This is a genomic window from Vibrio sp. 1580 (genome assembly GCF_033340055.1).
In genome coordinates, this window is record NZ_JAWOVT010000014.1 from 73,178 (window position 1) to 99,685 (window position 26,508).

The 26,508-nt window shown below is 45.0% G+C and carries 17 protein-coding genes and 1 riboswitch; of the genes, 6 read left to right on the forward strand and 11 right to left on the reverse strand.

Features of this window, described 5'->3' with window-relative positions; translation table 11 throughout:
- Position 1: 1 nt before the first annotated feature.
- The 9 genes from R7093_RS19845 to R7093_RS19885 form a co-directional block, all read right to left on the reverse strand.
- Positions 2–1,726, reverse strand: a complete 1,725-nt coding sequence (locus R7093_RS19845) for a GspE/PulE family protein (RefSeq protein ID WP_005381188.1) — start codon at positions 1,724–1,726, stop codon at positions 2–4.
- Positions 1,723–2,817, reverse strand: coding sequence for a tetratricopeptide repeat protein (locus R7093_RS19850; protein ID WP_025767599.1), 1,095 nt, complete (start codon positions 2,815–2,817; stop codon positions 1,723–1,725). Before R7093_RS19850 ends, R7093_RS19845 begins: the two co-directional genes overlap by 4 nt.
- Positions 2,814–3,659, reverse strand: a complete 846-nt coding sequence (locus tag R7093_RS19855) for an ExeA family protein (RefSeq protein ID WP_005381192.1) — start codon at positions 3,657–3,659, stop codon at positions 2,814–2,816. Before R7093_RS19855 ends, R7093_RS19850 begins: the two co-directional genes overlap by 4 nt.
- Before the next feature lie 44 nt (positions 3,660–3,703).
- Complete coding sequence (gene mshL / locus R7093_RS19860; protein ID WP_047103663.1) at positions 3,704–5,344, reverse strand: pilus (MSHA type) biogenesis protein MshL; 1,641 nt, start codon at positions 5,342–5,344, stop codon at positions 3,704–3,706.
- Positions 5,345–5,364: 20 nt separating this feature from the next.
- On the reverse strand, positions 5,365–5,697 hold the full coding sequence (locus tag R7093_RS19865; protein ID WP_005381196.1) for a hypothetical protein: 333 nt from the start codon (positions 5,695–5,697) through the stop codon (positions 5,365–5,367).
- Positions 5,690–6,340, reverse strand: coding sequence for a type II secretion system protein GspM (gene gspM / locus R7093_RS19870; protein ID WP_005381197.1), 651 nt, complete (start codon positions 6,338–6,340; stop codon positions 5,690–5,692). The genes R7093_RS19865 and gspM overlap by 8 nt, the downstream gene beginning before the upstream one ends.
- On the reverse strand, positions 6,337–7,782 hold the full coding sequence (locus R7093_RS19875; protein ID WP_047103665.1) for a hypothetical protein: 1,446 nt from the start codon (positions 7,780–7,782) through the stop codon (positions 6,337–6,339). Before R7093_RS19875 ends, gspM begins: the two co-directional genes overlap by 4 nt.
- 11 nt (positions 7,783–7,793) lie before the next feature.
- A complete protein-coding gene (gene csrD / locus R7093_RS19880; RefSeq protein WP_005381201.1) occupies positions 7,794–9,803 on the reverse strand; it encodes an RNase E specificity factor CsrD in 2,010 nt (669 codons plus the stop codon).
- Positions 9,804–10,045: 242 nt separating this feature from the next.
- Positions 10,046–10,585, reverse strand: a complete 540-nt coding sequence (locus R7093_RS19885; protein WP_005381235.1) for a single-stranded DNA-binding protein — start codon at positions 10,583–10,585, stop codon at positions 10,046–10,048.
- A 277-nt stretch (positions 10,586–10,862) separates the two neighbouring features.
- On the opposite strand from R7093_RS19885, the gene R7093_RS19890 reads away from it, so the two are divergent.
- The 4 genes from R7093_RS19890 to R7093_RS19905 all read left to right on the forward strand — a co-directional run bounded on the left by R7093_RS19890 (position 10,863) and on the right by R7093_RS19905 (position 17,359).
- Positions 10,863–11,507, forward strand: coding sequence for a LuxR C-terminal-related transcriptional regulator (locus R7093_RS19890; protein WP_047103668.1), 645 nt, complete (start codon positions 10,863–10,865; stop codon positions 11,505–11,507).
- A gap of 158 nt (positions 11,508–11,665) precedes the next feature.
- The gene (gene galU / locus R7093_RS19895; protein ID WP_005381239.1) at positions 11,666–12,538 is read left to right on the forward strand and encodes a UTP--glucose-1-phosphate uridylyltransferase GalU; all 873 of its coding nucleotides are present in this window, start codon (positions 11,666–11,668) and stop codon (positions 12,536–12,538) included.
- A gap of 149 nt (positions 12,539–12,687) precedes the next feature.
- Entirely contained in the window at positions 12,688–15,510 is a 2,823-nt protein-coding gene (gene uvrA, locus R7093_RS19900) for an excinuclease ABC subunit UvrA (protein WP_005381241.1), read from the forward strand.
- Positions 15,511–15,577: 67 nt separating this feature from the next.
- Positions 15,578–17,359: a PglL family O-oligosaccharyltransferase gene (locus R7093_RS19905; protein WP_047103670.1), complete on the forward strand. Its 1,782-nt coding sequence runs from the start codon at positions 15,578–15,580 to the stop codon at positions 17,357–17,359.
- A gap of 59 nt (positions 17,360–17,418) precedes the next feature.
- Here R7093_RS19905 and R7093_RS19910 read toward each other — a convergent pair whose 3' ends face one another.
- Positions 17,419–18,540: a pyridoxal-phosphate-dependent aminotransferase family protein gene (locus R7093_RS19910; protein ID WP_047103673.1), complete on the reverse strand. Its 1,122-nt coding sequence runs from the start codon at positions 18,538–18,540 to the stop codon at positions 17,419–17,421.
- A 220-nt stretch (positions 18,541–18,760) separates the two neighbouring features.
- Positions 18,761–18,939, forward strand: a riboswitch (Lysine riboswitch).
- Positions 18,940–19,040: 101 nt separating this feature from the next.
- Here R7093_RS19910 and lysC point away from each other — a divergent pair.
- Positions 19,041–20,393 carry a lysine-sensitive aspartokinase 3 gene (lysC, locus tag R7093_RS19915; protein WP_318146786.1) on the forward strand — a complete coding sequence of 451 codons (1,353 nt, stop codon included), beginning with the start codon at positions 19,041–19,043 and terminating at the stop codon, positions 20,391–20,393.
- Positions 20,394–20,479: 86 nt separating this feature from the next.
- Here the strand turns inward: lysC and metH are convergent, their stop codons facing one another.
- The gene (gene metH, locus R7093_RS19920) at positions 20,480–24,160 is read right to left on the reverse strand and encodes a methionine synthase (protein ID WP_047103676.1); all 3,681 of its coding nucleotides are present in this window, start codon (positions 24,158–24,160) and stop codon (positions 20,480–20,482) included.
- A gap of 191 nt (positions 24,161–24,351) precedes the next feature.
- On the opposite strand from metH, the gene R7093_RS19925 reads away from it, so the two are divergent.
- The gene (locus R7093_RS19925) at positions 24,352–25,683 is read left to right on the forward strand and encodes a cation:proton antiporter (RefSeq protein WP_047103678.1); all 1,332 of its coding nucleotides are present in this window, start codon (positions 24,352–24,354) and stop codon (positions 25,681–25,683) included.
- Positions 25,684–26,508: the final 825 nt, after the last annotated feature.

Genomic DNA, 26,508 nt, shown 5'->3' on the forward strand with positions numbered 1-26,508 from the left:
CCTATATGAAAATGGGATCAGTCTTACCAGAAGCATCACCCTCACCTAGGGTCATCACTTCATCCAAACTGACTGTGCCTTGTAGCGCCAGTTCCATTGCAGAAGCAAGCAGTGGCTTATAGTTTTCTGAGCGGCGCGCGGCTTGCGCAAAGCCAACCGCATCATTGGCGCGCAATTTATCCATCATCTCTTGCTCAAGTTCGAGCATTTCAAACACACCGATCCGGCCTCGATAACCAGTCAAGTTACAGTTTTGGCAACCTGCGCCTTTATAAAAAATGGTGCTAACTTGATTTGGGAAACGCCCAGCTAACCACTGCTGGCGAGACTCATCTAAGTGGTCTTCTGTTTTACAATCTGGGCAAACTCGGCGCACAAGACGCTGCGCCACCACGGCTCTGACTGCACTAGCAACCAAGTAACCCGGCGCACCCATGTCGATCATACGTAACGCACTGTCGACAGCATCGTTGGTGTGGAGAGTACTCAATACTAAGTGACCCGTTAGTGCAGCTCGCAGACCAATTTCTACTGTCTCTTGATCACGCATCTCACCAACAAGAATGATGTCTGGGTCTTGACGTAAAAAGGTTCTAAGAACACGCGAGAAAGTTAGATCGATCTTACTGTTAACCTGTACCTGAGTGATGCGAGGCAGACGATATTCAACCGGGTCCTCTGCTGTAATGATCTTTTTCCCAGGTTCGTTGAGCTCACTCAATGCACCGTAAAGCGTGGTGGTTTTACCGGAACCTGTCGGCCCGGTAACCAAAATCATGCCATGCGGACGCGCCAACTGTCGACGTAAGCGAGCAAGCAAGTCTGGCGGCAAGCCCGACTCTTCTAACGGACGCAAACCAGCGGACTGGTTAAGCAGACGCATTACTACGGATTCTCCGTACTGCGTTGGTAACGTCGACATACGAATATCAATTGATTGGCCACGAACTTTGATATTGAATCGGCCATCTTGCGGCAAGCGCTTTTCAGAAATATCTAGGTGTGCCATCAACTTCAGTCGAAGAACCAAAGCCGATGCAATATTCACTTCATTTAAGAGCGTTTCATGCAATACGCCATCAATACGCTGGCGTAAACGCAATACTTGATCGTCTGGCTCAATATGAATATCCGAAGCTCCAACCTGTACCGCATCTTCAAACATGGAATTAACCAGCTTTACAACGGTAACCTCTTCACTGTCGGCCTCATCAATACCGTAATCAAAGCTTTGTACATCTTTATGCTCTTCATGCAGCTGTTCAGCAAAGGAGGCTATCTCTTTAGTACGGCGGTAATAACGGTCAAAGCTTGAAATAAGCTGACGCTCTGAAGCAACAATGAACTCAAGGTTGTATTGACCTAACAAGTTCATCAATGATTCTTGGATGAACAAGTCCGCAGGGTCACTCATAGCAACGCGCAGTGTGTCCCCATTTCGAGCAACGACCATCGCACGTAAGCGACGTGCGTGTACCTCAGGTAAAATCTGCACGGCTTCGGCATCCACAGGTGCACGACCAAGATCGATCAGTGGCAAACCAAGCTGCTGAGACAAGAAGTCCAACATTTGCTTTTCGGTAATAAAGCCAAGGTCAATTAACGCATCCCCTAGCTTCTGCCCGGTACTGCGTTGTGCGTTTAGTGCTTGCTGGATTTGTTCTTCAGAGACGATACCTTCCTCAACCAGAAGATCGCCCAAGCGTTTTCTCAACTGAATTTTCATTGTGCGCTCTCCAACTCTTTCAAGATGCTCAAACGGTCACGGATAAATGCTTGCGATTGATTCGAAATGCCAACTTTACCCAGAGCTTGGTTGTAAGAGTTGATCGCGGCAGTAAAAGCCAGGGCGCGCTCTTGTTGAATAGCCAAACCTAACCACCAGCGCGCGTTTTCCGGCTCACGCTGAGTTAGGAGTTGATAGCTCTCAAGCGCAATGTCATTTTGCTTGTGTTTTTGTGCCAATGCCGCACGCATCGCCAAGTAATCTCGACTTGGTACTGGAGGCAAATGAACAAGCGGGCTCAGCGCCGCTTCAGGTTGATTAGCTTTCACTAACAACTTAGACAAGGCCAAGCGAAGTACTTGGTTGTTCGTATCTAGGTTGATACCTTCTTGAATAATCTCATATGCTTTACGCGTGTCACCTTTACCAAAGTACAACGCTGATAGCTTTTGACGCGTGTCTGCATTCATTGGCTCATAACGCAACGCCTCGGCATAAGCCGATAACGCCGTTTGCATATCGTTAGCATCGAGTGCTTTTTCCGCTCGACTAACTGCCTTAAGAGAAAGCTGACGATGTGTAAGCTCAACCTGCTCAATACGCATTGAGCTGTTTTCTGATGTCGTGTGGGTTACGGGATCGTATTGTTCCTCGCTCGGCATCGTTGCTAACTGCGCGAGTAAAACTGCCTCTTCAGAGGCGGTATTTATCTCAGATCTTGGCGTGAACCTATCAGTCTCTTGCATGTGAGGCTGTTGCGCTACTGGCTGCGTGGCTGGTTTGGTGTAAACCACATGAGTTGTATCGGGCGTCATTTTACTCGTTGGCGAGTGAGTGCGCTCCGATGAAACAATTGGTGAGACATTCACAGACGACAATGGCATAGCGTCGGTTTGAAATTGTGATAGCTCGCCTGAAGGAACAGGACCGCGAGAGACCGCCCAGCTACCAACCGCAAGGCTTAACGAAAAACCGGCCACAAGCCAAAGCCAAGGTTTACTGCGTGAGACACTTGGAATCTCCGCACGAGTAAGCTCTGACGGCGATGTTTTTTCAGCAAGTTCTGATAATGCTTTATTGATGGCACTCAAGGTTGACTCCATCCCCAAAATACGGGTGTTTTAAACTTAGGTTTACGGGCATCAAACGTATCGTGCATAGCGGCGTAAACGTGATGATTTTTTAATAGTGTGCAACGATCATTAAATGCAGCAAGCAACGACTTGTGGCTAATTTGGTTTATCAAGCGCGGGATCCCCATGGATGAACGCCAAATCGCTTTTTTCTGTTCAATAGAAAAAATGTGCGCCCCATTGCCTGCTTTATCTAAACGATTATTGATGTAAGCCACGCCTTCATCGATAGAGAGAGGACGTAACTGGCAGCTAAACGTAATGCGTTGACGAAATTGCCTTAGCTCATGGTTAGCCAATCTTTCATCCAACTCAGGTTGTCCGAATAACACCAATTGAATGAGCTTATCTTGTTCCGTTTCTAGGTTGCCAAATAGACGCAATGTTTCTAAAGCTTGTGGGGAAAGAGCTTGCGCTTCATCAACGATCAAGACGGTTTTCTTTCCCAAGGCATGTACTTGAATCAAGTGCTCTTGAATGAGGGAAACGATGCGCAGCGGATCATCGTTCTCGATACCCAACTCTCTGGCGACAGCAAACTGCAACTGTTCCCCATTCAACACTGGATTGGGTAAGTAAATAAGCTCAACTTCAGATTCAATCTGCTCGATCAGCTTACGGCATACCATGGTTTTTCCAGTGCCGACTTCTCCCGTCACCTTAATCACCCCTTCTCCCATTTGCACGGCAGCTAGGATGGTTTGGATCGCCTCATAGTGAGGGACTAACCCCAAGAACATTTCGGTATTTGGGGTTAACGAAAAAGGCTGAACTCGGAACCCAAAGTGTGACAAGTACATACTCGAATCACAAACCTATTGAAAAACAGAACCTTTCCCAGCGCTTATTGCGCATCTGGGAACCACTCTTGCAGCAGATCACGAGAGCGCTCTAGCTCTTTCTGCCAAGAGTTCACGCCAACTACGGTCGGTTTTAGCAAGATGACCAATTCTGTTTTCTCAGTTACGTTATTCACGTTGCGGAACAAGTGCCCCAGTGCTGGTACATCGCCCAAAAATGGGACTTTAGAAACAAGCTCACGATTTTGCTGTTTCATCAACCCGCCGATAACCACAACATCGCCATCTTTAGCACGAATAACCGAGTCTGATTCACGAATAGAGCTTTTCGCTAATGGCAGTTGGATGTTTTGGAAATCTCCGCCCAAGTTCAATTGCTTCACTTCTTCCGTGACTTCAATAACTGCGGGGTGAACATGCAGGAACACATTGCCTTTGTTATCAATTTGCGGAGTCACATCGAGGGAAATACCCGAGAAGAATGGCGTCAGTTCCACTTCAGGAACTGCATTTGAGTTTTCACCGTTGCCTGCATTGCTCGATAGCTCTGTAACAAAGTACTCATCGGTACCGACCTTGATGACAGATTTTTGGTTGTTGGCAGCGGTAATACGAGGGCTCGAAAGGACGTTCAAGTCACCTTGCGTAGACATGAAGCTCAATACAGCATTGAAGTTACCATCCGAAATCGTCACGTTGGTTTGACCGCCCAATAGCGTGCCAATCGCATCCAATGGTGGTAATGCCGATGCAGGGCGGTTGACTACGATACTACCCGAGTTACCAATTGACGCCGATAAGTTTGACCAGTTGATGCCTTGTTGGTAGCCATCATTCAACGTCACTTCTAGGATTTTAGCTTCAAGAATGACCTGGCGCTGCATGCGCTCCTGCGATACACCTAAGAACTCGCGTACTTCGCGAATATCATCTGGAAATGCTCGAACCGTAATAACTCCCGCTTGTGGCGTTACAACCACACTTTGCCCTTTGCCTGAACCAATTAGATTCGCAACAGCTTGCTGCAGCATCGGCCAGAAATCACTTTCAGTGATGGTTTCAATGCGTGTACCGCCCGTAGATGTGGTCGAGCTATCGTTGTTGTTTCCATTGTTAGAGTCTGACGAGTCAGAACTGTCTGAGCTACCACCAGAATTAGACGTACCAGCCGAGGTTACAGAGCCCGTAACAATGCTGGTTAACGAGCGACCAGAACGCTTGAACTGTAGGTAATCGACTGGAATGGTCACAGTACGCATACCTGCTGGGTAGATTTGAATAACTTTGCCAGACTTCACCACGTCATAGCCATACATATTCTGTACGACATTCAGAACTTCATCCAATGTCACATCTGACAAGTTGACGGTGATATTACCTTGTACCGATGGGTGAATCGCCACGCTGTACTCTGTGCCTTTCACCAACGAGGCGAAAAAGCTTCTTGCATCGACCGCATTCGCTTGAATACGAAAACGCTTCGAGGTGCCTTGCTCTGATGCAACGTTCGAGTCTAAATTTGGCATCAAGTCTGCCTCAACAGAAGAAGGGATTTCTTCCAATGTGCGGGTGTTCGCTTGATTGATCGATTCATTGAGCGCTTCTTTAACTTCCACTGGATTCCGATGACCCATTGAACATCCCATTAAAGAAGCAATCGTTATTCCTACAACTAATTTGCGCATATCTGATCGGGCTCTGGTTATTATTGTTTTACGTTTAAATCAAAAAGCTCTAGGTCCCACTGACGGTTACCACGCTTTAAAGTTACAAATTCACTATTAATGCTCGCGACGCGATAACCCTTAAATAGCTCGCCTTTTTCGACAAGTTTGTTATCCATAATCGCGATACAATCAGTACTTGGCTTACACACAATACTGTTGAGCTTAGGCAGTCGATACCGTTTAACTTTTGGTTTCGCTGACGTTTCAACCGCTGGCTTTTCCCAACCAAGTGGGGCCGTTGGGTCCTGGTTTGCCCAAGCGGTTCCTGCCGCTGCCATAACAAGCAATGAGATGATGAGTTTGTTAACCACCAATAAACTCCTCTCTAGATCCTAGTGTGTAGACTTCTAACACAAGCTTCGCTTTCGGGTACTCTTCGACTTTATAACTAAAGCTGCGCCAGTAATAACTCGCAGGAAGGCTCTCCAATTTATTCAGATAATTAGCAATAGAAAAATAGTCACCAGTCAGTTCCATACGAACAGGATGCACGTAGTAACCAGAGTATTGCGATGCTTCTTTATCTTCCGTTATTGGCTCAGATGGCAAGGTTTGCAGAGACAAAAGGTGAATGCCACTTTGCTGCTCCAACACATTTTCAAGCAGCTCAGCCATTTGCGAAGGTGTAATAAGATGCTCGATGATCTCCGCTAATTGCATCGAAAGATGCTGACTCTCAGCTAACAGATTAGATATCGCGCGATCAATCTCAGCATTTGGATCTTTCTTAAGTTGCGCCTGAATACGTAGCGTATCGATTTCAATCTTTTGATTGGCTTGCTTTAAATTACTTAGTTGCCTCTCATTACTGATGATCTCGTTAAGCTTTGGCTCCAATACCAGCGTAAAGAGCAACATGATCACGACAACTAAACCGCACAATGCGGTGAGCACTTTTTCACGCGTACTCATTTCGCCAAAGCGCCCTTCTAATGAGAGCCAGAATTCGTTCATTTCTCTTTATCCTCGCGCGTTTTTAGTTCAAACGTCACAATATCCTTATCATTTCGACCTATTTTGACGTCGTCAAACGTTCGACCAACCAAGCTAATTTCGTTTTTAAATTGGCTGACCCAATTTGGCACTGAGCTCGGTTTTTTCGCTAGCCCCTTCAGGTCTAAGGTATGGGTATTGATTCGAATTTCGGACAAAGAAATTTCTTGGTTTCCTAGCTTCGCTAATGATTGCATCACGCCAGAGTAACCCGTGCGTTGCGAGTCATCGTATTTCCCGACAGCTTTAAGCGAGTCTCGCTTCGCCTTGACTTCACGCTCTAAGCGGGCTTTAGCTGCCAGCTTATTATTGTCAGGTTGATGTTTACGTAGCTTGACTTGATAACGTTCAAGCTCTGACTTCATGATATCGCCTTTACTTTTTACAATAGCAATCTCATCTTCCAAACCGCTGCTCTGCCAGGTGACATAACCGTAAGAAAATAGAATTGCAGCCGCCGCAACGCCCCAAGATAACGCGATATTTTTTAGCGTCAGGAGCTCTTTTTTCGGTTTTAAGTAATCGGGATATAAGTTGACGCGTCGAGTATTTGAAGTAGCCGCAGTGTCAGCCAAAACATGTCCTGATAGCTCATGTTCTGGTGGTAATAACGGTGAAACCTTAGTACTTAAACGGTAGTTCAGAGCCTGAACAAGCTCGCTCTCATCCTCTTCATCACAGCACACTTTCAATTGATGTAATTGCACGTGGCGTAACTGAGATGAAAGATAGTCAATCGAACGTTGCAGTTCTAACGACAGACTGTCCATCTGTAAATCGCTAGACGGAACCCCCGTTAACGGTGGCGTCACACTGCGAATAGAGCGGTGGAACGCAATAGTATTTTCGACAAAAGCGCTTATACGGAAATGACCACGCACACTGCGTTGTAATAATAGGAAGTTTCCTAGTTCACCCGCAGTCTCTCCCCAAATATCGTCTTCAGGAAGAATTGCTTCTAGTGGTAACTGGGATCGACTGGCCAGTAACACAATCTTATCCAATATTTTTCGCGATAAGACGTATGCTTGCACTTTGGTTGAATTCGGTAACTCGACCGCATCGGCAATAATGTCGATGGCGCGCTCAGAGATCAGTTCTTTCAACAAAAACGGTAATGCGGCTGGCCATTCTTGACGCGGCATGACCGGTTTGTCGATTTGGTACATCTGGTAATAGTTATGAGAAAGAACAACCGTTAATGAATCATACGCACTCGCTGCAACGCTCAATGCTTGCTCAACGGCTTTTTCCCAATTGGACTCAGAAATATCAAATTGGTATGGACGACTACTTTTGATTGAAGATGATAAATAAACGGCGTCTGGCTGAATAACCAAAAAGCAGGAGCGACCACCACTAGATGATCGCTTAAGCTTGTCGAATAGTGCTTTGAAATCCATGATTATTATCTTTATTTTTTCCGCCAGCGATTTCGTCTTCCCAATTTAACTTGGGATTCTGATTGAGAATTCGGCAACGCTTGGGGACGAGGAAGAAACTGCTGCTCCGCAGAAAAGTAACGCCCTTGCCCACCATAAACCCCGAGCTCAATTAATGTGTTGAGCTCGTTCTGATTCTCAATTCCCACTGCTATAATTTTAGTTTTACTGTTTGCCGCCGCACCTAGCATACTGCGGACAAATAGCTGGTTTTCATGTCGTTGGTCGATTTTTGCTACTAAACTGCGATGAAGTTTAAGGTAACGAATGTCCACTTCTTTTAAATAGTGAGTGCTGACGATGGTACGCCCAGCCTGCCCAACCATTAAGTGGCACCCTAAACCGGCCAGCATTTTAGCGACTGGTCGCATAAAGTCTAAGTGTCTTACAAATTGTGCTTCAACAAACTCAAAACTGAGACACTTTCTCTGCTCACGTGACAACTGTAAGAGTTCATCACGAAACCATTTAAAGTACTCTCGGTTAGAAAATGGCGTTACATTCAAATTGAGCGCATACGATCTTGAGTTATCAAAATTATCCTTAAACTCTCTTAAGAATTTATTAATAACCGACTTATCCATTTGCGCTTCATAACCAACCTGTCTGATCGCAGAAATGAACCGAGACGCTTTAACAATCCCATTCTCAGGATCGCGAATCCGACATGTTAACTCTTCATATAATGATTTTTTATGCGTCGCGTCACTTATTGGGTGCACAGATTGTGCGTAGAGTATCACACTTTCAGGTGTAAGTGCTGTGTCAAATAACGTTCTCCACCTCACACTTCCGCGAGCTTCTTCATCGTGGTTCCATTTTTTGAAGCGACTCCAATTATTGTTATTTTGTAGTTGCGCACTACGCAAAGCAGTCTCGGCTTCATCAATGATTTGGCTGTGTCGCTCACCTTCTTTATAAGTGGTGATGCCAATATGGCACCAGTTGTCTGGATCAAGTGGCTCTGGCGGCATTAACTTTTCTAACTGGCGAATGCATTGCGAGGCAAGGTTAGCCACATCTTTCGCACTTTGGTGCGGTAGAAAAAGCGCAAAATCAGCATCGTAATAACGGGAAAATACAACATCTGGGTATCGTTGAACTAAATTGGACAATAAACTCCCAACTTCAACAATAAACTCATCCGTAATTTGCTTATCTTGCTCTTCTTCAACCAGTTTCCAGTCTTGAATACGCACTAGCAACACGGCGCCGCGAGCCCCACTTTCTAGTAACGCCGATTCCAACTTGCTATCAAATAACACTCGGTTAGCGGTACCGGTTAGCTTATCAAGGAAGGTTTGAGTTCGAATAAAGGTATCAAATCGGCTTCGCTCTTGACGCGCATCTTGTAACTCTTCGATTAATACATCGAGCGCTTCACTGGCGGTGTAAGGCCATTCTTTTTTGTCACCTTTGGCATACTGCTCCACCCTACCAGCCAGGATCATTCTGCCTCGCTCTTCGAGCATTTCGGAGCCTTCTAATTGCTCCTTAAGCCATGCCACGCCGCGCATTAAGCAGAAGATGATCAATATCACGGCAAGCGTGATCGACCAAAGCGCCTGCATTGAGTAGCTGTAACCTAAGTAAGGGGGAATTGCTTTAAAGTGAATCGTGTAATCTTGATTGTGAGTCAGCTGGTACTCTGCCTCAAACAAGACTGACGCTTCCATTTGATGAGAAGTATCTTTGAAGCGATAAACAACGGCGTTGTTAGTCGACAACGTCATTTCGACAATATTGGAAGCCTGCAGCATTTTCGGCATCCAGCGCTGCATAGAATAAGCGGCGTCAGGATCTTCCATCTCCTTGTCGACCACCTCTACGATCCCTTCTAAATAATGGGTGAGATATTCCTGCCCAAGACGTTTAAAAGAGAGGGTGCCACCGACAAACAAGATAAACATGGCGCAGATAACGATCATGGTGACAAAGGCCACCAGCCGTGTGCTTAACTTAAGAGTTGGGGTATACCTCATGAATACCAAATTCCTTTTTTATTCATCATATACCTTATTGAAATATTTATACTTGATAAGAGTTCATCAAACAATCGGATTAGTCTGATAGTGAGAGGCTGGAGCATAAAGAAAATCACACTCATTGATAAGTTTTATTGTTACGCCTAACCTTGCCAAGATAAGCCTGTGAGATCATTAGATTGCGACAATAAAAAAGGCCGCGATATTCGCGGCCTTTTCGATTCAAGCATAAGCAGAATTTAGAACGGGATATCGTCGTCAAAATCCATTGGTGGCTCATTGTACTGCTGCTGTGATTGCTGCGGAGCCTGTTGTTGTGGTTGCTGTTGCTGAGGCGCATTGTACTGCTGCTGAGCTGGCTGTTGAGGCTGACCCCATCCACCTTGTTGCTGCTGTTGACCGCCCATTGGTGCGCCGCCACCTTGAGCACGACCGCCAAGCATTTGCATCACACCATTGAAGCCTTGAACAACGACTTCAGTTGAGTAGCGATCTTGGCCACTTTGATCTTGCCATTTGCGAGTTTGCAGTTGCCCTTCAATGTAAACTTGAGAGCCTTTACGCAAGTACTCACCTGCTACTTCCGCAAGTTTGCCGAACAACACAACACGGTGCCATTCCGTTTTTTCGCGCTGTTCGCCAGTCGCTTTATCACGCCATGAATCAGAAGTCGCAATAGTAATGTTTGCTACTGCACCGCCATTCGGCATGTAACGAATTTCAGGGTCGTTACCTAGATTCCCCACCAAAATAACTTTGTTAATTCCACGGCTGGCCATGATGTGCTCCGTTTCACTCTGGATATATAAAATTTTAGCGCATTAGAATAGCACGCTTTAATGTTTTGATTAAAGTCTAATACCATTGTGATCTATTGAGTCACCCTCTAGAACCCAAATCGTATTTCAACTTACGTGTGTAGCATTTTTGATTCGCGTTGCAGACATCGTTTCGTGAAGCTTTGAATTCGAACGCATTTATTCAGTAAAGCGATGGTTATGGCCTCTCTTTAATGCCAGTTTATGGCTTCTATTGAACCCAGGGAGATTGGAACACGTGAGAAAGTCGGCTTACGCAAGAAAGCTATTTCTGATCAGTATGGAAGATAATGCGCAAAAAAAAGTGGCGGCACTCGAAAAGTACGTTGATATGAGCATCCCGGTGATTCCAACCGCAGCACTCATGGAAGCCAAGCCACAACACCGTAATAAAATTCTACTGATCGACTTCAGTGAACATAAATCACTTGTTCAATCGATCAAAAATTTGCCTCTTGTATGGAAAAACTTTGAAACCGTTGTCTTCAACGTGCCTAAAAGACTAACCACAGATGAACTTCTTTCATTTGGTCAATTAAAAGGTGTGTTTTATTCTGAAGATACGCTAGAGCAAATTGGAGAAGGGTTAAAAGGCATTGTTAACGGTCAAAACTGGCTGCCGCGTAATGTAACCAGTCAACTTTTACACTATTACCGCAATGTTATTAATACTCATACTGCACCAGCTACGGTAGACCTAACCATTCGTGAGCTACAAGTACTGCGTTGCCTACAAGCTGGCGCCTCGAACAGTCAGATGGCCGAAGAGTTATTCGTCAGTGAATTCACCATCAAATCGCACTTGTATCAGATATTCAAAAAGCTATCCGTAAAGAACCGAGTACAGGCAATCGCCTGGGCAGACCAAAACTTAATGTCGTGATGCAATGTTAGCGGCTCTGATAACTGAAATGACGAGTCGCTCATCTTTTTCCGCACCGAGTCTCACATTTTTTCCTACTTTATTCATGATTCATTGATACCTCTCGTGTTAAAGTTATGCGCAGATTCTTGATAAAAACGAGATAGGATATTCCCCCAATGATAAAAAAATGTCTGTTCCCTGCTGCAGGCTATGGCACACGCTTCCTACCGGCAACGAAATCTATGCCAAAAGAGATGATGCCAGTCGTGAACAAACCGCTTATTGAATACGGTGTCGAAGAAGCAATCCAAGCTGGTATGAACGGCATGTGTATTGTGACAGGTCGTGGCAAGCACTCGATCATGGACCACTTTGATAAGAACTACGAACTGGAACATCAGATTAGCGGTACCAACAAAGAAGAGCTGTTGGTAGATATCCGTGAAATCATTGAATCTGCAAACTTCACTTATATACGTCAACGCGAAATGAAAGGCTTGGGCCACGCGATTCTAACTGGACGAGAATTGGTAGGCGATGAGCCATTTGCTGTTGTTCTTGCTGATGACCTTTGTGTGAACGAGCAAGAGGGCGTACTGGCTCAGATGGTGGCACTATTTAAGCAGTTCCGCTGTTCTATCGTTGCAGTGCAAGAAGTACCAGCCGAAGAAACACACAAATACGGCGTTATCTCTGGTGAAATGATCAAAGACGACATCTATCGCGTAGACGACATGGTAGAAAAACCAGAGAAAGGCACGGCGCCTAGCAACCTTGCTATCATTGGCCGCTACATCCTGACTCCCGATATTTTTGAACTGATCGAAAACACTGAACCAGGTAAAGGTGGTGAAATTCAAATCACTGACGCGCTGCTAAAACAAGCAAAAGCGGGCTGTGTATTGGCTTACAAATTCAAGGGCAAACGCTTTGACTGTGGTAGCGTTGAAGGTTACATCGAAGCAACTAACTATTGTTTTGAAAACCTGTATCTAAAAGATGAAAAAACCTCTGAGCTAGGTAAGCACGCAACACAAAAAGCAGTATAAAGCATCGTCTTAGTACGAAATTACTGTATCGAAAGCCCAGCACAACGCTGGGCTTTTTACTTTACTGTTTTTTTATCCAGTAATTTTCTTTGCACATTTCTCACACTATGTAATACTTGCCCCACTTGGTTATACATAGAGCAAAAACGATGGATAAAATAGAAGTTCGCGGTGCCCGAACCCATAACCTTAAAGACATTAATCTTACAATCCCTCGCGATAAACTGATTGTCATTACTGGACTAAGTGGCTCCGGTAAATCCTCTCTCGCTTTCGATACATTGTATGCAGAAGGCCAACGACGCTACGTAGAGTCTCTCTCTGCCTACGCTCGTCAGTTTTTGTCTCTGATGGAAAAACCCGATGTCGACCACATTGAAGGGTTATCACCTGCGATTTCTATTGAACAAAAATCTACTTCTCATAACCCGCGTTCAACCGTCGGTACAATTACCGAAGTCTACGACTACTTACGTCTATTGTATGCTCGTGTGGGCGAACCCCGCTGTCCAACGCATCATGCCCCTCTTGCCGCGCAAACCATCAGCCAAATGGTGGACAAAGTCCTAGAGATGCCGGAAGGCAGCAAAATGATGCTATTGGCGCCTATTGTCAAAGAACGTAAAGGTGAGCATGTTAAAACGCTTGAGAACTTAGCGGCTCAAGGCTTTATTCGTGCGCGTATTGATGGAGAAACTTGCGATCTTTCCGATCCTCCAACCCTTGAACTACATAAAAAGCACACCATTGAAGTTGTGGTAGACCGCTTTAAAGTTCGTCCAGACTTACAACAGCGCTTGGCCGAATCTTTCGAGACAACACTCGAATTATCAGGCGGAATTGCGGTTGTCGCGCCAATGGATGGCGACGGTGAAGAGATTATTTTCTCCGCCAACTTCGCTTGTCCACAATGTGGTTACAGCATGCAAGAGTTAGAGCCGCGACTTTTCTCATTCAACAATCCTGCTGGTGCATGTGGCACTTGTGATGGCTTGGGTGTTCAACAATACTTCGATCCAAGCCGAGTCATTCAAGATGATTCATTAAGCTTGGCACAAGGTGCGATTCGCGGTTGGGATCAAAAGAACTACTACTACTTCCAAATGCTCACCTCATTGGCCGATCATTATGGTTTTGACCTCCATGCCCCTTTTAATTCTCTGCCAAAGAAAACGCAAGATGTCATTCTAAAGGGCTCAGGTCGTACTGAGATTGAGTTTAAATACATCAACGATCGTGGCGATATTCGCGTTAAACGCCATCCATTCGAAGGTATTCTGAATACCCTAGAACGTCGCTATCGTGATACAGAATCCAACTCTGTCCGTGAAGAGCTTGCAAAATACATCTCCACTAAATCTTGTTCAAGCTGTGGCGGTACTCGTCTACGCCTTGAAGCACGTAACGTGTTTATTGCTGATACGACACTACCTGAGATTGTTGAACTCAGCATTGCTGATGCATTGGAATTCTTCCATTCCTTGAAACTGGAAGGTCAACGCGCCCAAATCGCTGAAAAAGTGATGAAGGAAATCAACGACCGTCTGCAATTCTTAGTTAACGTCGGTTTGAACTACCTAAACTTATCACGCAGTGCTGAAACCTTATCAGGCGGTGAAGCTCAACGTATTCGTTTAGCAAGCCAAATTGGTGCAGGTCTTGTTGGTGTCATGTACGTCTTAGATGAACCGTCGATTGGCCTCCACCAGCGTGATAACGAACGACTCCTAAAAACACTGACTCATTTGCGCGATTTAGGTAATACCGTACTTGTGGTAGAACACGATGAAGATGCGATTCGCTGTGCAGATCATGTCATAGATATTGGTCCTGGTGCTGGCGTACATGGTGGTAATGTTGTTGCGGAAGGCACCATGGAAGAGATAGTCGCGAATCCGAATTCTCTGACAGGTCAGTACTTAAGTGGTGTTAAAGAAATCGCAGTACCGAAAGATCGCACGCCGCGAGATCCGAAAAAAACGGTTGAGCTATTAGGCGCTACAGGTAATAACCTTAAAAACGTTAACCTTTCAATTCCTGTTGGGTTATTCAGCTGTATTACAGGAGTATCTGGCTCAGGTAAATCAACGCTGATTAATGATACTTTCTTTAAAATTGCGCATACCCAACTTAACGGAGCGACAACGGCTCAGCCTTCACCTTATAAATCGATTAAAGGTCTAGAGCACTTCGATAAAGTCATCGATATCGATCAAAGCCCAATTGGCCGTACACCTCGCTCTAACCCTGCAACCTATACGGGGATCTTTACCCCAATCCGTGAACTGTTTGCAGGCACACAGGAGTCGCGTTCTCGCGGTTACAAACCGGGCCGTTTTAGTTTTAACGTACGCGGTGGTCGTTGTGAGGCCTGTCAGGGTGACGGTGTTATCAAAGTAGAAATGCACTTCCTACCAGATGTTTATGTGCCATGTGATGTGTGTAAAGGTAAACGCTACAACCGTGAAACGCTCGAAGTACGTTACAAAGGTAAAACTATTGATGAAGTGCTAGAAATGACGGTCGAAGATGCACGCACCTTCTTCGATCCAGTTCCTGCCATCGCTCGCAAACTACAAACACTGATGGATGTCGGTTTGTCGTACATACGATTGGGTCAAGCGGCAACAACACTCTCCGGTGGTGAAGCACAGCGTGTGAAACTGGCGCGAGAGCTATCCAAACGTGATACAGGAAAAACCTTGTACATTTTGGATGAACCAACAACCGGCCTTCACTTCCATGATATCCAGCAGTTGCTCACTGTACTGCACAGACTTCGCGACCACGGAAATACTGTCGTGGTGATCGAGCATAACCTGGACGTCATTAAGACTGCGGACTGGATTATCGATCTTGGTCCTGAAGGGGGTCAAGGTGGCGGCGAGATAATCGCTCAAGGCACTCCGGAAGATGTGTCGCAAATCGAGGGTTCGCACACAGCTCACTTCCTCAAGCCTATGTTGAAGTAGAAAAAACAGGTAAAGTATCGAGACCAGCAAGTGCTGGTCTTTTTTCATTCAAAACAACGCAATAACTATGGCTACTATACATGTAAGTGGAACAAAGCTTTCTCCCGAAAAAGTACAGGTTCCCCTCAATCGCAAGTTTCTCATTGCCTTGGCAACACTATTTGTGTTGGCAATGCACTTTTTCATGCCCAACCCCGGCGGTTCGGGGCTTTCGCTTTCGTTCAATGCGACAACTTGGATTGCTTTTAGCTTTGCATTAGGCATTGGGTGTTACCAACTAGCGAATAATCGAGTGCTACGTTACTCAAAACTAACCATCGGCTTGTTCATTAGTGCTCTTATCATGACAGTGCCCATTCTGTACCCAAATGCGAATAGCAGCTTGGCAGCCAATAAGCTCATAGGCCTGTGGTGTGGTGTCCTGTTCTTTATTGTTTTACAACAATTTCATTTCAGTAATAAACATCGCCAACGCCTATTATGGTTCATTGTCCTTGCGGTTGTTATCGAAGCCATTTTTGGTTTGACACAATATCTGTATCTCAAACCAGGCAATCCGTTTGGTTACGACACGGTGGCCAATCGTCCTTATGGTATTTTCCAACAGCCCAATGTAATGGCCAGTTTTCTTGCGACAGGGTTGGTGATTGCCAGCTATTTACTTGCACGTCAGCCCTACAAATACGATCGTAAGTTAAGCGATGTTTACCTTCTCTATGCCGTACCAGTTTTAACTTTACCACTAATTGTGGCGTTGGCTTCACGCACTGGTTGGTTAGCCTCGGTCATCGCCGTGTTGTTGGTCATTCCATACATGTACCGCTTTGCAACCAAAGGGCGCTTTATCCGCTGGGTTGTGTCACTTGTAAGTGGGCTCTTACTCTCAGTCGTTGTCATGCATCTTGCCTTTCCTGATGGAGGTGGGTTAGCCGCAGAAAAAGTAAATATGGAGTCTCCTCGAGCGTATACTTTTCCGCAAACATTAGACATGGTGATTGAAAAGCCTTTTACTGGTTATGGATATGGTAAGTTTGAATCTGAGTACATGCTGTATACGGCTCGTCAACATGCCCTAAATGAGAATTACCCAGCTGGTTTGCCAGCCATGGATCATCCGCATAACGAGCTGCTTTACTGGGGAGTAGAAGGTGGCTTGCTGCCAATACTCGGCATCTTCTTAGCGATGGCACTGGTACTGTATCGAATCTATCAAGCCAAACGCGGAACTCGTCTTGCGTTGCTGGCCTTGTTTATACCTATCGTATTGCACTCACAACTGGAATACCCTTTCTACCACTCTCTCGTGCATTGGTTGATCTTCGTTATCCTACTGTACTGGGTCGATCAGCGCGTCTCTCGTTATCGACAAGTCGGCTTTAGTAATGTAACCAAAAGCTTGCTGCGTGTTTTTAGTTTGGTACTTCCCGTTGCGTTTACGTTTTACATGGTAAGCGCATTACATACGAATTATGTATTGACGAAGTTTGAGACCACTAGACCAACTAACCCTGATATTCTGAATCAAGTCAGTAACCCTGTAGTTTGGAAAGACAGGTTTGATTGGGATGTCTATAGCACGTTTTTAAACCTTGGGCTGTACCAACAAGACGCAACCTTGATTCAGCCTTATATCGATTGGTCGCTAAAAATCATCAAAGATAAGCCTCGCCCTGCATTTTATAATAATTTGATTTTGGCCTACCAAGGCTTAGATGACTCAAGTAAAGCGGAGCAAATTAGAGCTGAAGCGCAGTTTTTGTTCCCGAAGATTGATTTCAGTGACGTCAATTACCAGCCACCTTCTCAAGCAATATCTGCCTCACCAGCCCCCACTTCAGGAGCTGAGTAATAAATACCAAAAAGCGAAGGGATGACCTTCGCTTTTCTTTATCTCATTGCTGTATGATTTTATTCAGTGAGTGACTCTTCTAACGCTTTTAAGCACAGCGCAACGTTTTCAGATCGAGCGCCGTAACCCATTAAGCCAATACGCCACGCTTTACCAGCTAATGCCCCAAGGCCTGCACCAATTTCTAGGTTATAGGTTTCTAGCAAGTGAGCACGAACTTTTGCTTCATCAACTCCTTCAGGCACGTAAATCGCATTTAATTGTGGCAACCGATGGGCTTCGTCCACAACAAATTCAAAGCCTAACTTTTGTAAGCCATTTTTGAGTTTTTCATGCATCAGTTGGTGACGAGCCCAAGCGTTTTCTAATCCTTCATTTTTCAGTATCAATAAAGCTTCATGAAGCGCATACAAGCTATTAACTGGCGCCGTATGATGGTAACTACGCTTGCCTTCTCCACTCCAATACCCCAAAACTAAACTCTGATCGAGGAACCAACTCTGTACTGGTGTTGTTCTTGCTTGAATCTTTTCAATCGCGGCAGGAGAAAACGTCACTGGTGAGAGCCCTGGTACACATGACAAACATTTTTGACTGCCAGAGTAAACCGCATCCAGTTGCCACTCATCCACTTTTAACGGCACACCACCAAGTGACGTCACCGCATCAACAATAGATAATGCATTATGCTGTTTCGCCAGCTTACTCAATGCTTGAGCATCACTGACTGCACCAGTTGAGGTTTCCGCATGCACAAAAGCAAGAATTTTTGTATCTGGGTGCTGTTCGAGTGCTTGCTCGACTTTATCAATGGAAACAGGCGTCCCCCACTCATCATCGACGATAACAACTTCGCCACCAGCACGGACGACATTTTCGCGCATGCGTTCACCAAATACACCGTTACGGCAGACGATCACTTTGTCGCCTTTCTCGATCAAGTTTACAAAGCAGGTTTCCATCCCTGCACTACCTGGCGCTGAAACCGCAATAGTGAACTCATTGTCAGTTTGAAAGGCATACTTCAATAGCTGCTTGAGCTCATCCATCATACCGATAAACAGAGGATCAAGGTGACCTACAGTAGGACGGCTTAGTGCTTGTAACACTTGAGGATAAATATCAGAAGGACCAGGTCCCATTAAAATACGGTGAGGCGGAATAAAGCTTTGGATCGACATGTCAGCTCCTTGATTATCTTTTATCCTGAGCATTCTAAAAGTTCTATTCAATAACATGGCTCAGGTGTAGGGTTCTTCACCCTAATAGATTTTTCCTCTATCAGCAATTAGCCGTAAGTATGGAGGTCAAACCAGTGTCACAAAATCGTTAATAAAAAACACCATAAAGGTTGAAATATTGATTGACATTAAGGCCTCAAAACCGTTCAATGTTTGAGCTTTATGTAGAAGAGGAGCGCTACCCAGGTAGATGATTTGTGGAACCGCAATTCCAACACCAATCATTGAGGGGGAGTAGTGCCGAGGTAAGTCAAAGTTGCAGGATTTGACTTGTCGGTTGAATTGGGCTGAATCCCATCAACTGTCATCAGCGCAGTCTGATGAAGGGCTTCTGAGGGTAAATTTTTCAAATAGCATTCTAAATACCTCTCTTTTTGCTCTGTTCCTTTTCTCACTAAACATTGGATGTACAATTTTTTAGGAAGTCGTGGGAGAACGCAGTGAGCGCATTTAACGTAGCTAAATTCGGTGGAACCAGTGTTGCCAACTTTGAGGCAATGAGTCGTTGCGCCACCATTATCGAAAACAATCCAAATACTCGCCTGGTCGTGAGCAGCGCTTGCTCTGGCGTCACCAGCCTATTGGTAGAACTCGCCAACGGTGTTCAGGATCAAACGCACCGTACTGAGCTGCTGCAAAATCTGGCCAACATTCATGACGCCATTTTAACTCAGCTCGAAGACAGCACGAAAACTGCTGCCGAGGTGTATGGCATATTAGATACCGTAACCAGCCTGGCCGAGGCTGCATCTATCCAAGCTAGTGCGAAGTTAACCGATCATTTAGTCGCATGTGGCGAACTCATGTCGACGCATATTCTAACTCAGTTAATGTGTGAGCGAGGCATTCAAGCTGTGCGCTTTGATATCCGCGATGTGCTGCGTACTGATGACAACTTTGGTCGCGCAGAGCCAAACATTGAAGCAATTTCGACGCTTGCGCAAGATAAACTCGTACCACTTTGCCAACAATCCGTTGTTGTTACTCAAGGCTTCATAGGATCTGACGAAGCCGGTAATACAACAACACTAGGTCGAGGAGGCAGCGATTACAGCGCCGCCTTAATTGCTGAGAGCGTCAAAGCGGCAGGGTTAGAAATCTGGACTGATGTTCCGGGCATCTACACAACAGATCCGCGAATTGCGCCAAAAGCCTCACCAATTCCTGAGATCAGCTTTAGTGAAGCTTCAGAAATGGCTAACTTTGGCGCTAAAATCCTTCACCCTTCTACGCTAGTACCTGCATTGCGCCACGACATTCCGGTATTTGTGGGGTCATCGAAAGAGCCTGAAAAAGGGGGAACTTGGATTCGCCACCAAGTCGAAAGCTCACCGTTATTCCGTGCGCTAGCTTTGCGTTGTAACCAAACCATGGTAACGCTACGCAGCGCCAATATGTTCCACGCATACGGTTTCTTAGCAAAGGTCTTTGAGATCCTTGCAAAGCATAAGATCTCTGTCGATTTGATCACGACATCTGAAATCAGTGTATCGTTAACACTTGATCAAACTGATACATCTGGCGGAGCACCACAGCTGCCGCAAGCTGCACGAGAAGAGTTAGAAGAGTTATGTAAGGTAGAAGTTGAACATGACCTATGCCTCGTTGCTCTCATTGGTAACAACATGAGTGAGAGTAAAGGCTACGCGAAACAGGTTTTTGGCACGCTAGAAGATTTTAACCTACGCATGATTTGTTATGGCGCTAGCCCTCACAACTTATGCTTCTTGCTCCATGAATCGGTATCGAAACAAGCCATACAAAAACTCCACACGGAGTTGTTTGAGAAGTAAGTTCAACTCAATAAAACAAAGGGCTGCGTATCTGCAGCCCTTTGTTGTTTCATTAGTTGTTATATTTGGACGAGGTAAACATCAATTTAACCATTAATGTTTGGCCCTAACCATTTTTCAGCCTCGATCCTATCCCACCCCTTACGATCGGCGTAACTCTCTAGCTGATCTTCTTGGATCTGTGCGATCGCAAAGTAACGTGAGTCAGGATGAGAGAAGTACCAACCAGATACTGACGCACCCGGATACATTGCATAGCTGGAGGTTAGAGTCATGCCAATATTCTCTTCCGCATTAAGTAGCTCCCAAAGCGGTCCTTTTTCAGTATGCTCAGGGCACGCTGGATAACCTGGTGCAGGGCGAATACCTTGGTATTTTTCACGAATGAGATCATCGTTAGATAAATCTTCATCCGCAGCATAACCCCAAATTTCTTTACGGACACGCTCATGCAAATACTCAGCAAACGCTTCGGCTAGGCGATCCGCCACCGCTTGAATCATAATTGCGTTGTAATCATCTCCCTGTGCTTTGTATTCATCAGCAAGCTCTCGTTCACCAATACCACCAGTGACAGCAAATGCCCCTATCCAATCATGTTTACCCGACTCTTTAGGTGCGATGTAGTCGGATAAACAATAGTTGAATCCTTTTGGTTTCTCGGTCTGTTGTCGCAAGTTACGTAATACTTTCACAACGTCGGTACGAGTTTCATCAGCATAAACTTCAATGTCGTCCCCCACGCTCGCAGCAGGGAATAAGCCACACATTCCACGCGCTTTTAACAGGCCTTCTCGCTCAACTCGATCAAGTAACTCGTTGGCATCTTCGAATAAACGTTTTGCTTCTTCACCAACTTCTTCATGTTGGAAAATTGTTGGATACTTACCCACAAGTGACCAAGTCATAAAGAATGGTGTCCAATCGATGTATTGACGTAATATAGCCACATCAAAATCATCGAAGATATGAATGCCAGGCTTAACAGGCACTGGAGGAGTATAAGCTTCCCAATCGATCGCAACTTTATTCGCTCGAGCCGCTTCTAATGTCACTGGTTTGGTTCTCGGTTTCTTTCGATTATGTTGATCACGTACTCGTTCGTAATCAGCTTGAAGTTTTTCAACAAATTCAGGGCGACGTTCATCTGACAGAAGAGAAGTACATACGCCCACTGCACGTGAGGCGTTGTTCACGTAAACCACTGGATGCTTGTAATTTTGCTCAATCTTAACTGCTGTATGGGCTTTTGACGTTGTTGCGCCACCGATGAGAAGAGGTAAGTTAAAGTCGAGACGCTCCATCTCTTTTGCAACATGCACCATTTCGTCTAATGAAGGCGTGATCAACCCTGATAAACCAATAATATCGACGTTTTCTTCTTGCGCTACTTTTAAGATCTTTTCGCAAGGAACCATGACACCAAGATCGATAATTTCGTAGTTATTGCACTGCAATACAACGCCAACGATATTTTTCCCGATATCATGTACATCACCTTTGACCGTCGCTAGCAAAATCTTACCGTTTGTTTGTCCCACCTGCTTTTCTGCATTGATGTAGGGCTCCAGATGCGCGACTGCTTGCTTCATCACTCGTGCAGATTTTACGACCTGAGGAAGGAACATTTTACCTTCACCAAACAAGTCTCCGACGACGTTCATCCCATCCATTAGTGGGCCTTCAATCACCTCTAATGGCTTTGAAGCGTTGACACGAGCCTCTTCGGTATCATCAACGATGAACTCAGTTATTCCTTTCACTAACGCGTGCTCTAAGCGCTTTTCAACAGGCCAAGTTCTCCACTCAAGTGCAGAGGCATCCTCCTCTTTACCTACCCCTTTGCCTGCATATTCCGCCGCGATATCTAACAATCTCTCAGTGGCGTCATCACGACGGTTAAGAACGACATCTTCCACAGCCTCACGCAATTTTTCAGGCACGTTATCGTAGATTTCTAACTGACCCGCATTCACAATCCCCATATCCATACCATTTTTAAAACAGTGGTAGAGGAACACCGCGTGAATCGCTTCACGTACATAGTTATTGCCACGGAAAGAGAATGAGACGTTAGAAACACCACCCGAGATCATCGCATGTGGTAAATCACGTTTGATATCGCCAACGGCTTCAATGAAATCCACCGCGTAGTTATTATGCTCCTCGATCCCCGTAGCAATGGCAAAAATGTTTGGGTCAAAAATGATGTCTTCTGGTGGAAAGCCCACTTCATCAACAAGAATTCGGTAAGCGTTGGTACAAATTTCTACTTTGCGCTCACGTGTATCTGCTTGCCCAATCTCATCAAACGCCATCACAATCACAGACGCACCGTAACGGCGGATCAACTTAGCTTGTTCAACGAATTTCTCTTTGCCTTCTTTGAGAGAGATCGAGTTAACAATGCCTTTGCCTTGGATGCACTTAAGACCGGCTTCAATAACCTCCCACTTGGAAGAGTCAACCATGATTGGTACTTTTGAGATTTCAGGTTCTGACGCACAAAGGTTTAAAAAGCGAACCATACAAGCTTGTGCATCCAACATGCCTTCATCCATGTTGATATCGATAATTTGAGCGCCATTTTCAACTTGTTGACGAGCCACATCGAGCGCTTCATCGTACAGCTCTTCTTTAATCAAGCGCTTAAAACGCGCAGAACCGGTTACATTCGTACGCTCACCGACATTGATAAATAAAGAGTCTTTATCAATCGCGAGTGGCTCTAAGCCAGACAAGCGACAAGCAACGGGAAGTTCAGGTAATTGACGAGGGGCGATATTTTCAACCGCGAGTGCCATTTGGCGAATGTGCTCAGGAGTTGTACCACAACACCCACCAATCAAGTTTAAAAAGCCACTTTGAGCCCACTCTTTAACATGCTTAGCCATATCTTCTGGCGACAAATCGTATTCGCCGAATGCATTCGGAAGCCCAGCATTTGGGTGAGCGGAAACAAAAGATTCTGATATACGCGAGAGCTCTTCAACATAAGGACGCAGTTCATCCGGGCCAAGTGCACAGTTCAAACCAAACGAAATCGGTTTAACATGACGTAATGAGTTGTAAAACGCTTCTGTGGTTTGACCGGATAATGTTCTACCGGAAGCATCAGTAATAGTCCCCGAGATCATCACAGGTAACTCAATACCCATCTCTTCAAACACACTTTCAACAGCAAATGAACAAGCCTTAGCGTTAAGAGTATCGAAGATGGTCTCGATAAGAATAAGATCAGAACCACCTTTAATCAGCGCTCGAGTCGATTCAGAGTAAGCCTCAACTAACTCGTCGAAAGAAACATTTCGATATCCAGGGTCGTTTACATCAGGAGAGATAGAACAAGTGCGGTTCGTCGGCCCTAAAACCCCTGCGACATAACGCGGTTTATCGGGTGTTTTTGCGGTCCATTCGTCTGCAACTTCACGTGCAAGCTTGGCAGCAGCAAAGTTAATTTCTTCACTTAGGCTTTCCATCTCGTAGTCAGCCATCGCAATGGTTGTTGCGTTAAATGTGTTGGTTTCGAGAATATCTGCACCCGCTTCTAAATATGCAGCGTGAATTTCCTTGATAAGTTGAGGCTGACTTAGAACCAACAGGTCGTTGTTACCTTTTAGATCACAATGCCAATCCGCAAAGCGCGTTCCTCGATAGTCTTGCTCTTCAAGTTTGTACCCTTGAATCATGGTTCCCATACCACCATCAATCAAAAGAATACGTTGCTTCAATTGAGCTTCAATCTGTTGTATTACGTTACTTCCCACAGTACAGCCTCATTCCTTTAGTTATCTTTCCATCCTATCACACAAACTTCAGGAGTCTAGACGTCTAAACGTGGAATTAATGATTATTTTATCTCCTTCTTAACTTACAAAATAATCACGAAAAAATGTTTGCTATTTAAGCAGCATCAGCCGAGAATTCCATTCATAAAATGTTACAAATAGAGAGCTCTATGTCGGTCTATCATACTTTATGTTTTCTATCCGCAGCTGCGATGCTAATTGCTTTTGTAAACAGCAAGATAGGAAAGATGCAAACCACCATTGCGATTACCGCAGGTTCAATGGTGCTTTCACTTCTAATCTTAATTGCGGGTCAAAACAACTGGTTCCATCTCACCGAAATTGCGACGGAGACGGTCACAAGGATTAACTTCGAAGATTTCTTGCTCAAAGGCATTCTTGGCTTCTTACTATTTGCTGGTGGACTAGGCATCAAACTCCCGAACCTTAAAGATCAAAAGTGGGAGATCACTGTTTTAGCCCTTGGAGCCACACTGTTTTCCACGTTCTTTATTGGATTTGCACTGTATGGGTTTTGTCAGTTAATTGGCATCCAATTTGATTTGGTCTACTGCTTACTATTTGGTGCTCTAATATCGCCAACTGACCCAATCGCTGTATTGGCTATTGTGAAAAAACTAGATGCTCCTAAACGTATCTCCACTCAGATTGAAGGAGAATCGCTCTTCAATGATGGCTTCGGTTTGGTTATCTTCGTCACTCTATTTACGATTGCATTTGGCACTGAGACACCAACTGTAGGTAGTGTCACCTTACTCTTCATCCAAGAAGCTATCGGTGGTATCGCATATGGTTTCGTCCTCGGTTTGCTATTCCACTACTTGATCAGTGCCACCGATGATCACTCAATGGAATTGTTACTTACCATTGGTGTCCCAACAGCAGGTTACGCATTTGCTGAATACATCCATGTATCAGGCCCACTCGCAATGGTTGTATCCGGTATTATGATTGGCAACTGGACACGCTTTATTGGCTTTTCAAAAGAGAGTGAAGATCACCTTGACCATTTTTGGGAGCTTGTTGATGAATTCTTGAATGGCGTGTTATTCCTACTGATCGGTATGTCGATGCTGCTATTTGAATTCCACAAAGAAGACTGGATCATGATGGCTATTTCAGTCCCTCTTGTACTAGCAGCTCGCTATCTAAGTGTATTTCTTTCTTACATAGGCTTTAAACGTTACAGAAAATATAATCCATGGTCAGTGCGTATTTTGACGTGGGGCGGTTTACGCGGAGGCCTAGCACTAGCGATGGCACTTTCTATTCCATCTGGTATTTGGGTGATTCAAGATAAGTTAATCGATGTAAAAGAGATTATTCTTGTAATGACCTACTCCGTCGTTGTTTTCTCTATCCTCATTCAAGGCTCAACAATCACTCCAATGATTGAAAAAGCAAAAGCAGAAGAGAAGAAGATGGAAGAGAGCAACCAAGCAATAACCACTCCGGAACATACGGAGACAGTGGACTCTTAAAGACACGTAACTTAATAAATAAAAAGCAGCTACCTAGCTGCTTTTTTCATAACTAATTTTCAGACTCCCCTTCAAGGACGAAGGCTCCTTATTCTTTGATATACCATCAAATATACGAAGAATCGCTACGCTACATTTTCATAGATACTAACTATTGCCGATAGATAGTATTCATAGACGAGTCTTTTAATTTACCCATTTTCATCTGTATCACTTCTCTTCCCTTGGCAATATAGGCTCCTCGCAAACATCAAAGCTAAACTTCCACAATACTTAGCAATGAGCGAGTTTGTATTTTTATGAGAAAGAGACATTTAGGGTGATTGCGTTCAGAACCCAAACGGGTTAGCAACCTCACCGAGATAAAACTGAGCTGGCACCCAGGTAGCAAAGCCTTAACGGAAGTTTAAATCCCTCCCTCTTGAACTCAGTGAGACTAAACTTGTATTCAAAGTCCTCCTGTTTTCAAATTAGAAACAAGCGACACCTCAAACAATTAAGCTCTGTCATATAACTAGATTTTCTAATATCGAATAAAAGGAGCTTTGGTGAATGAAGAGGCTCAAAACTAGCGCTCGAGACTGCAGGAACCACACAAAACTGCGTTCCACTTCACTCAAACAGGGCTTAGAAAGCATCGCCAGAGGGAAGCCGGCCTCTCGATGCAAGGTTTCAATATGAAAGTGGGTTTAAGGTAAGTCGGCGAACCGAAACAAAAAAAGCCTCAGTCTTTCGACTGAGGCTTAATATAAGTGGCGGAGTGGACGGGACTCGAACCCGCGACCCCCGGCGTGACAGGCCGGTATTCTAACCAACTGAACTACC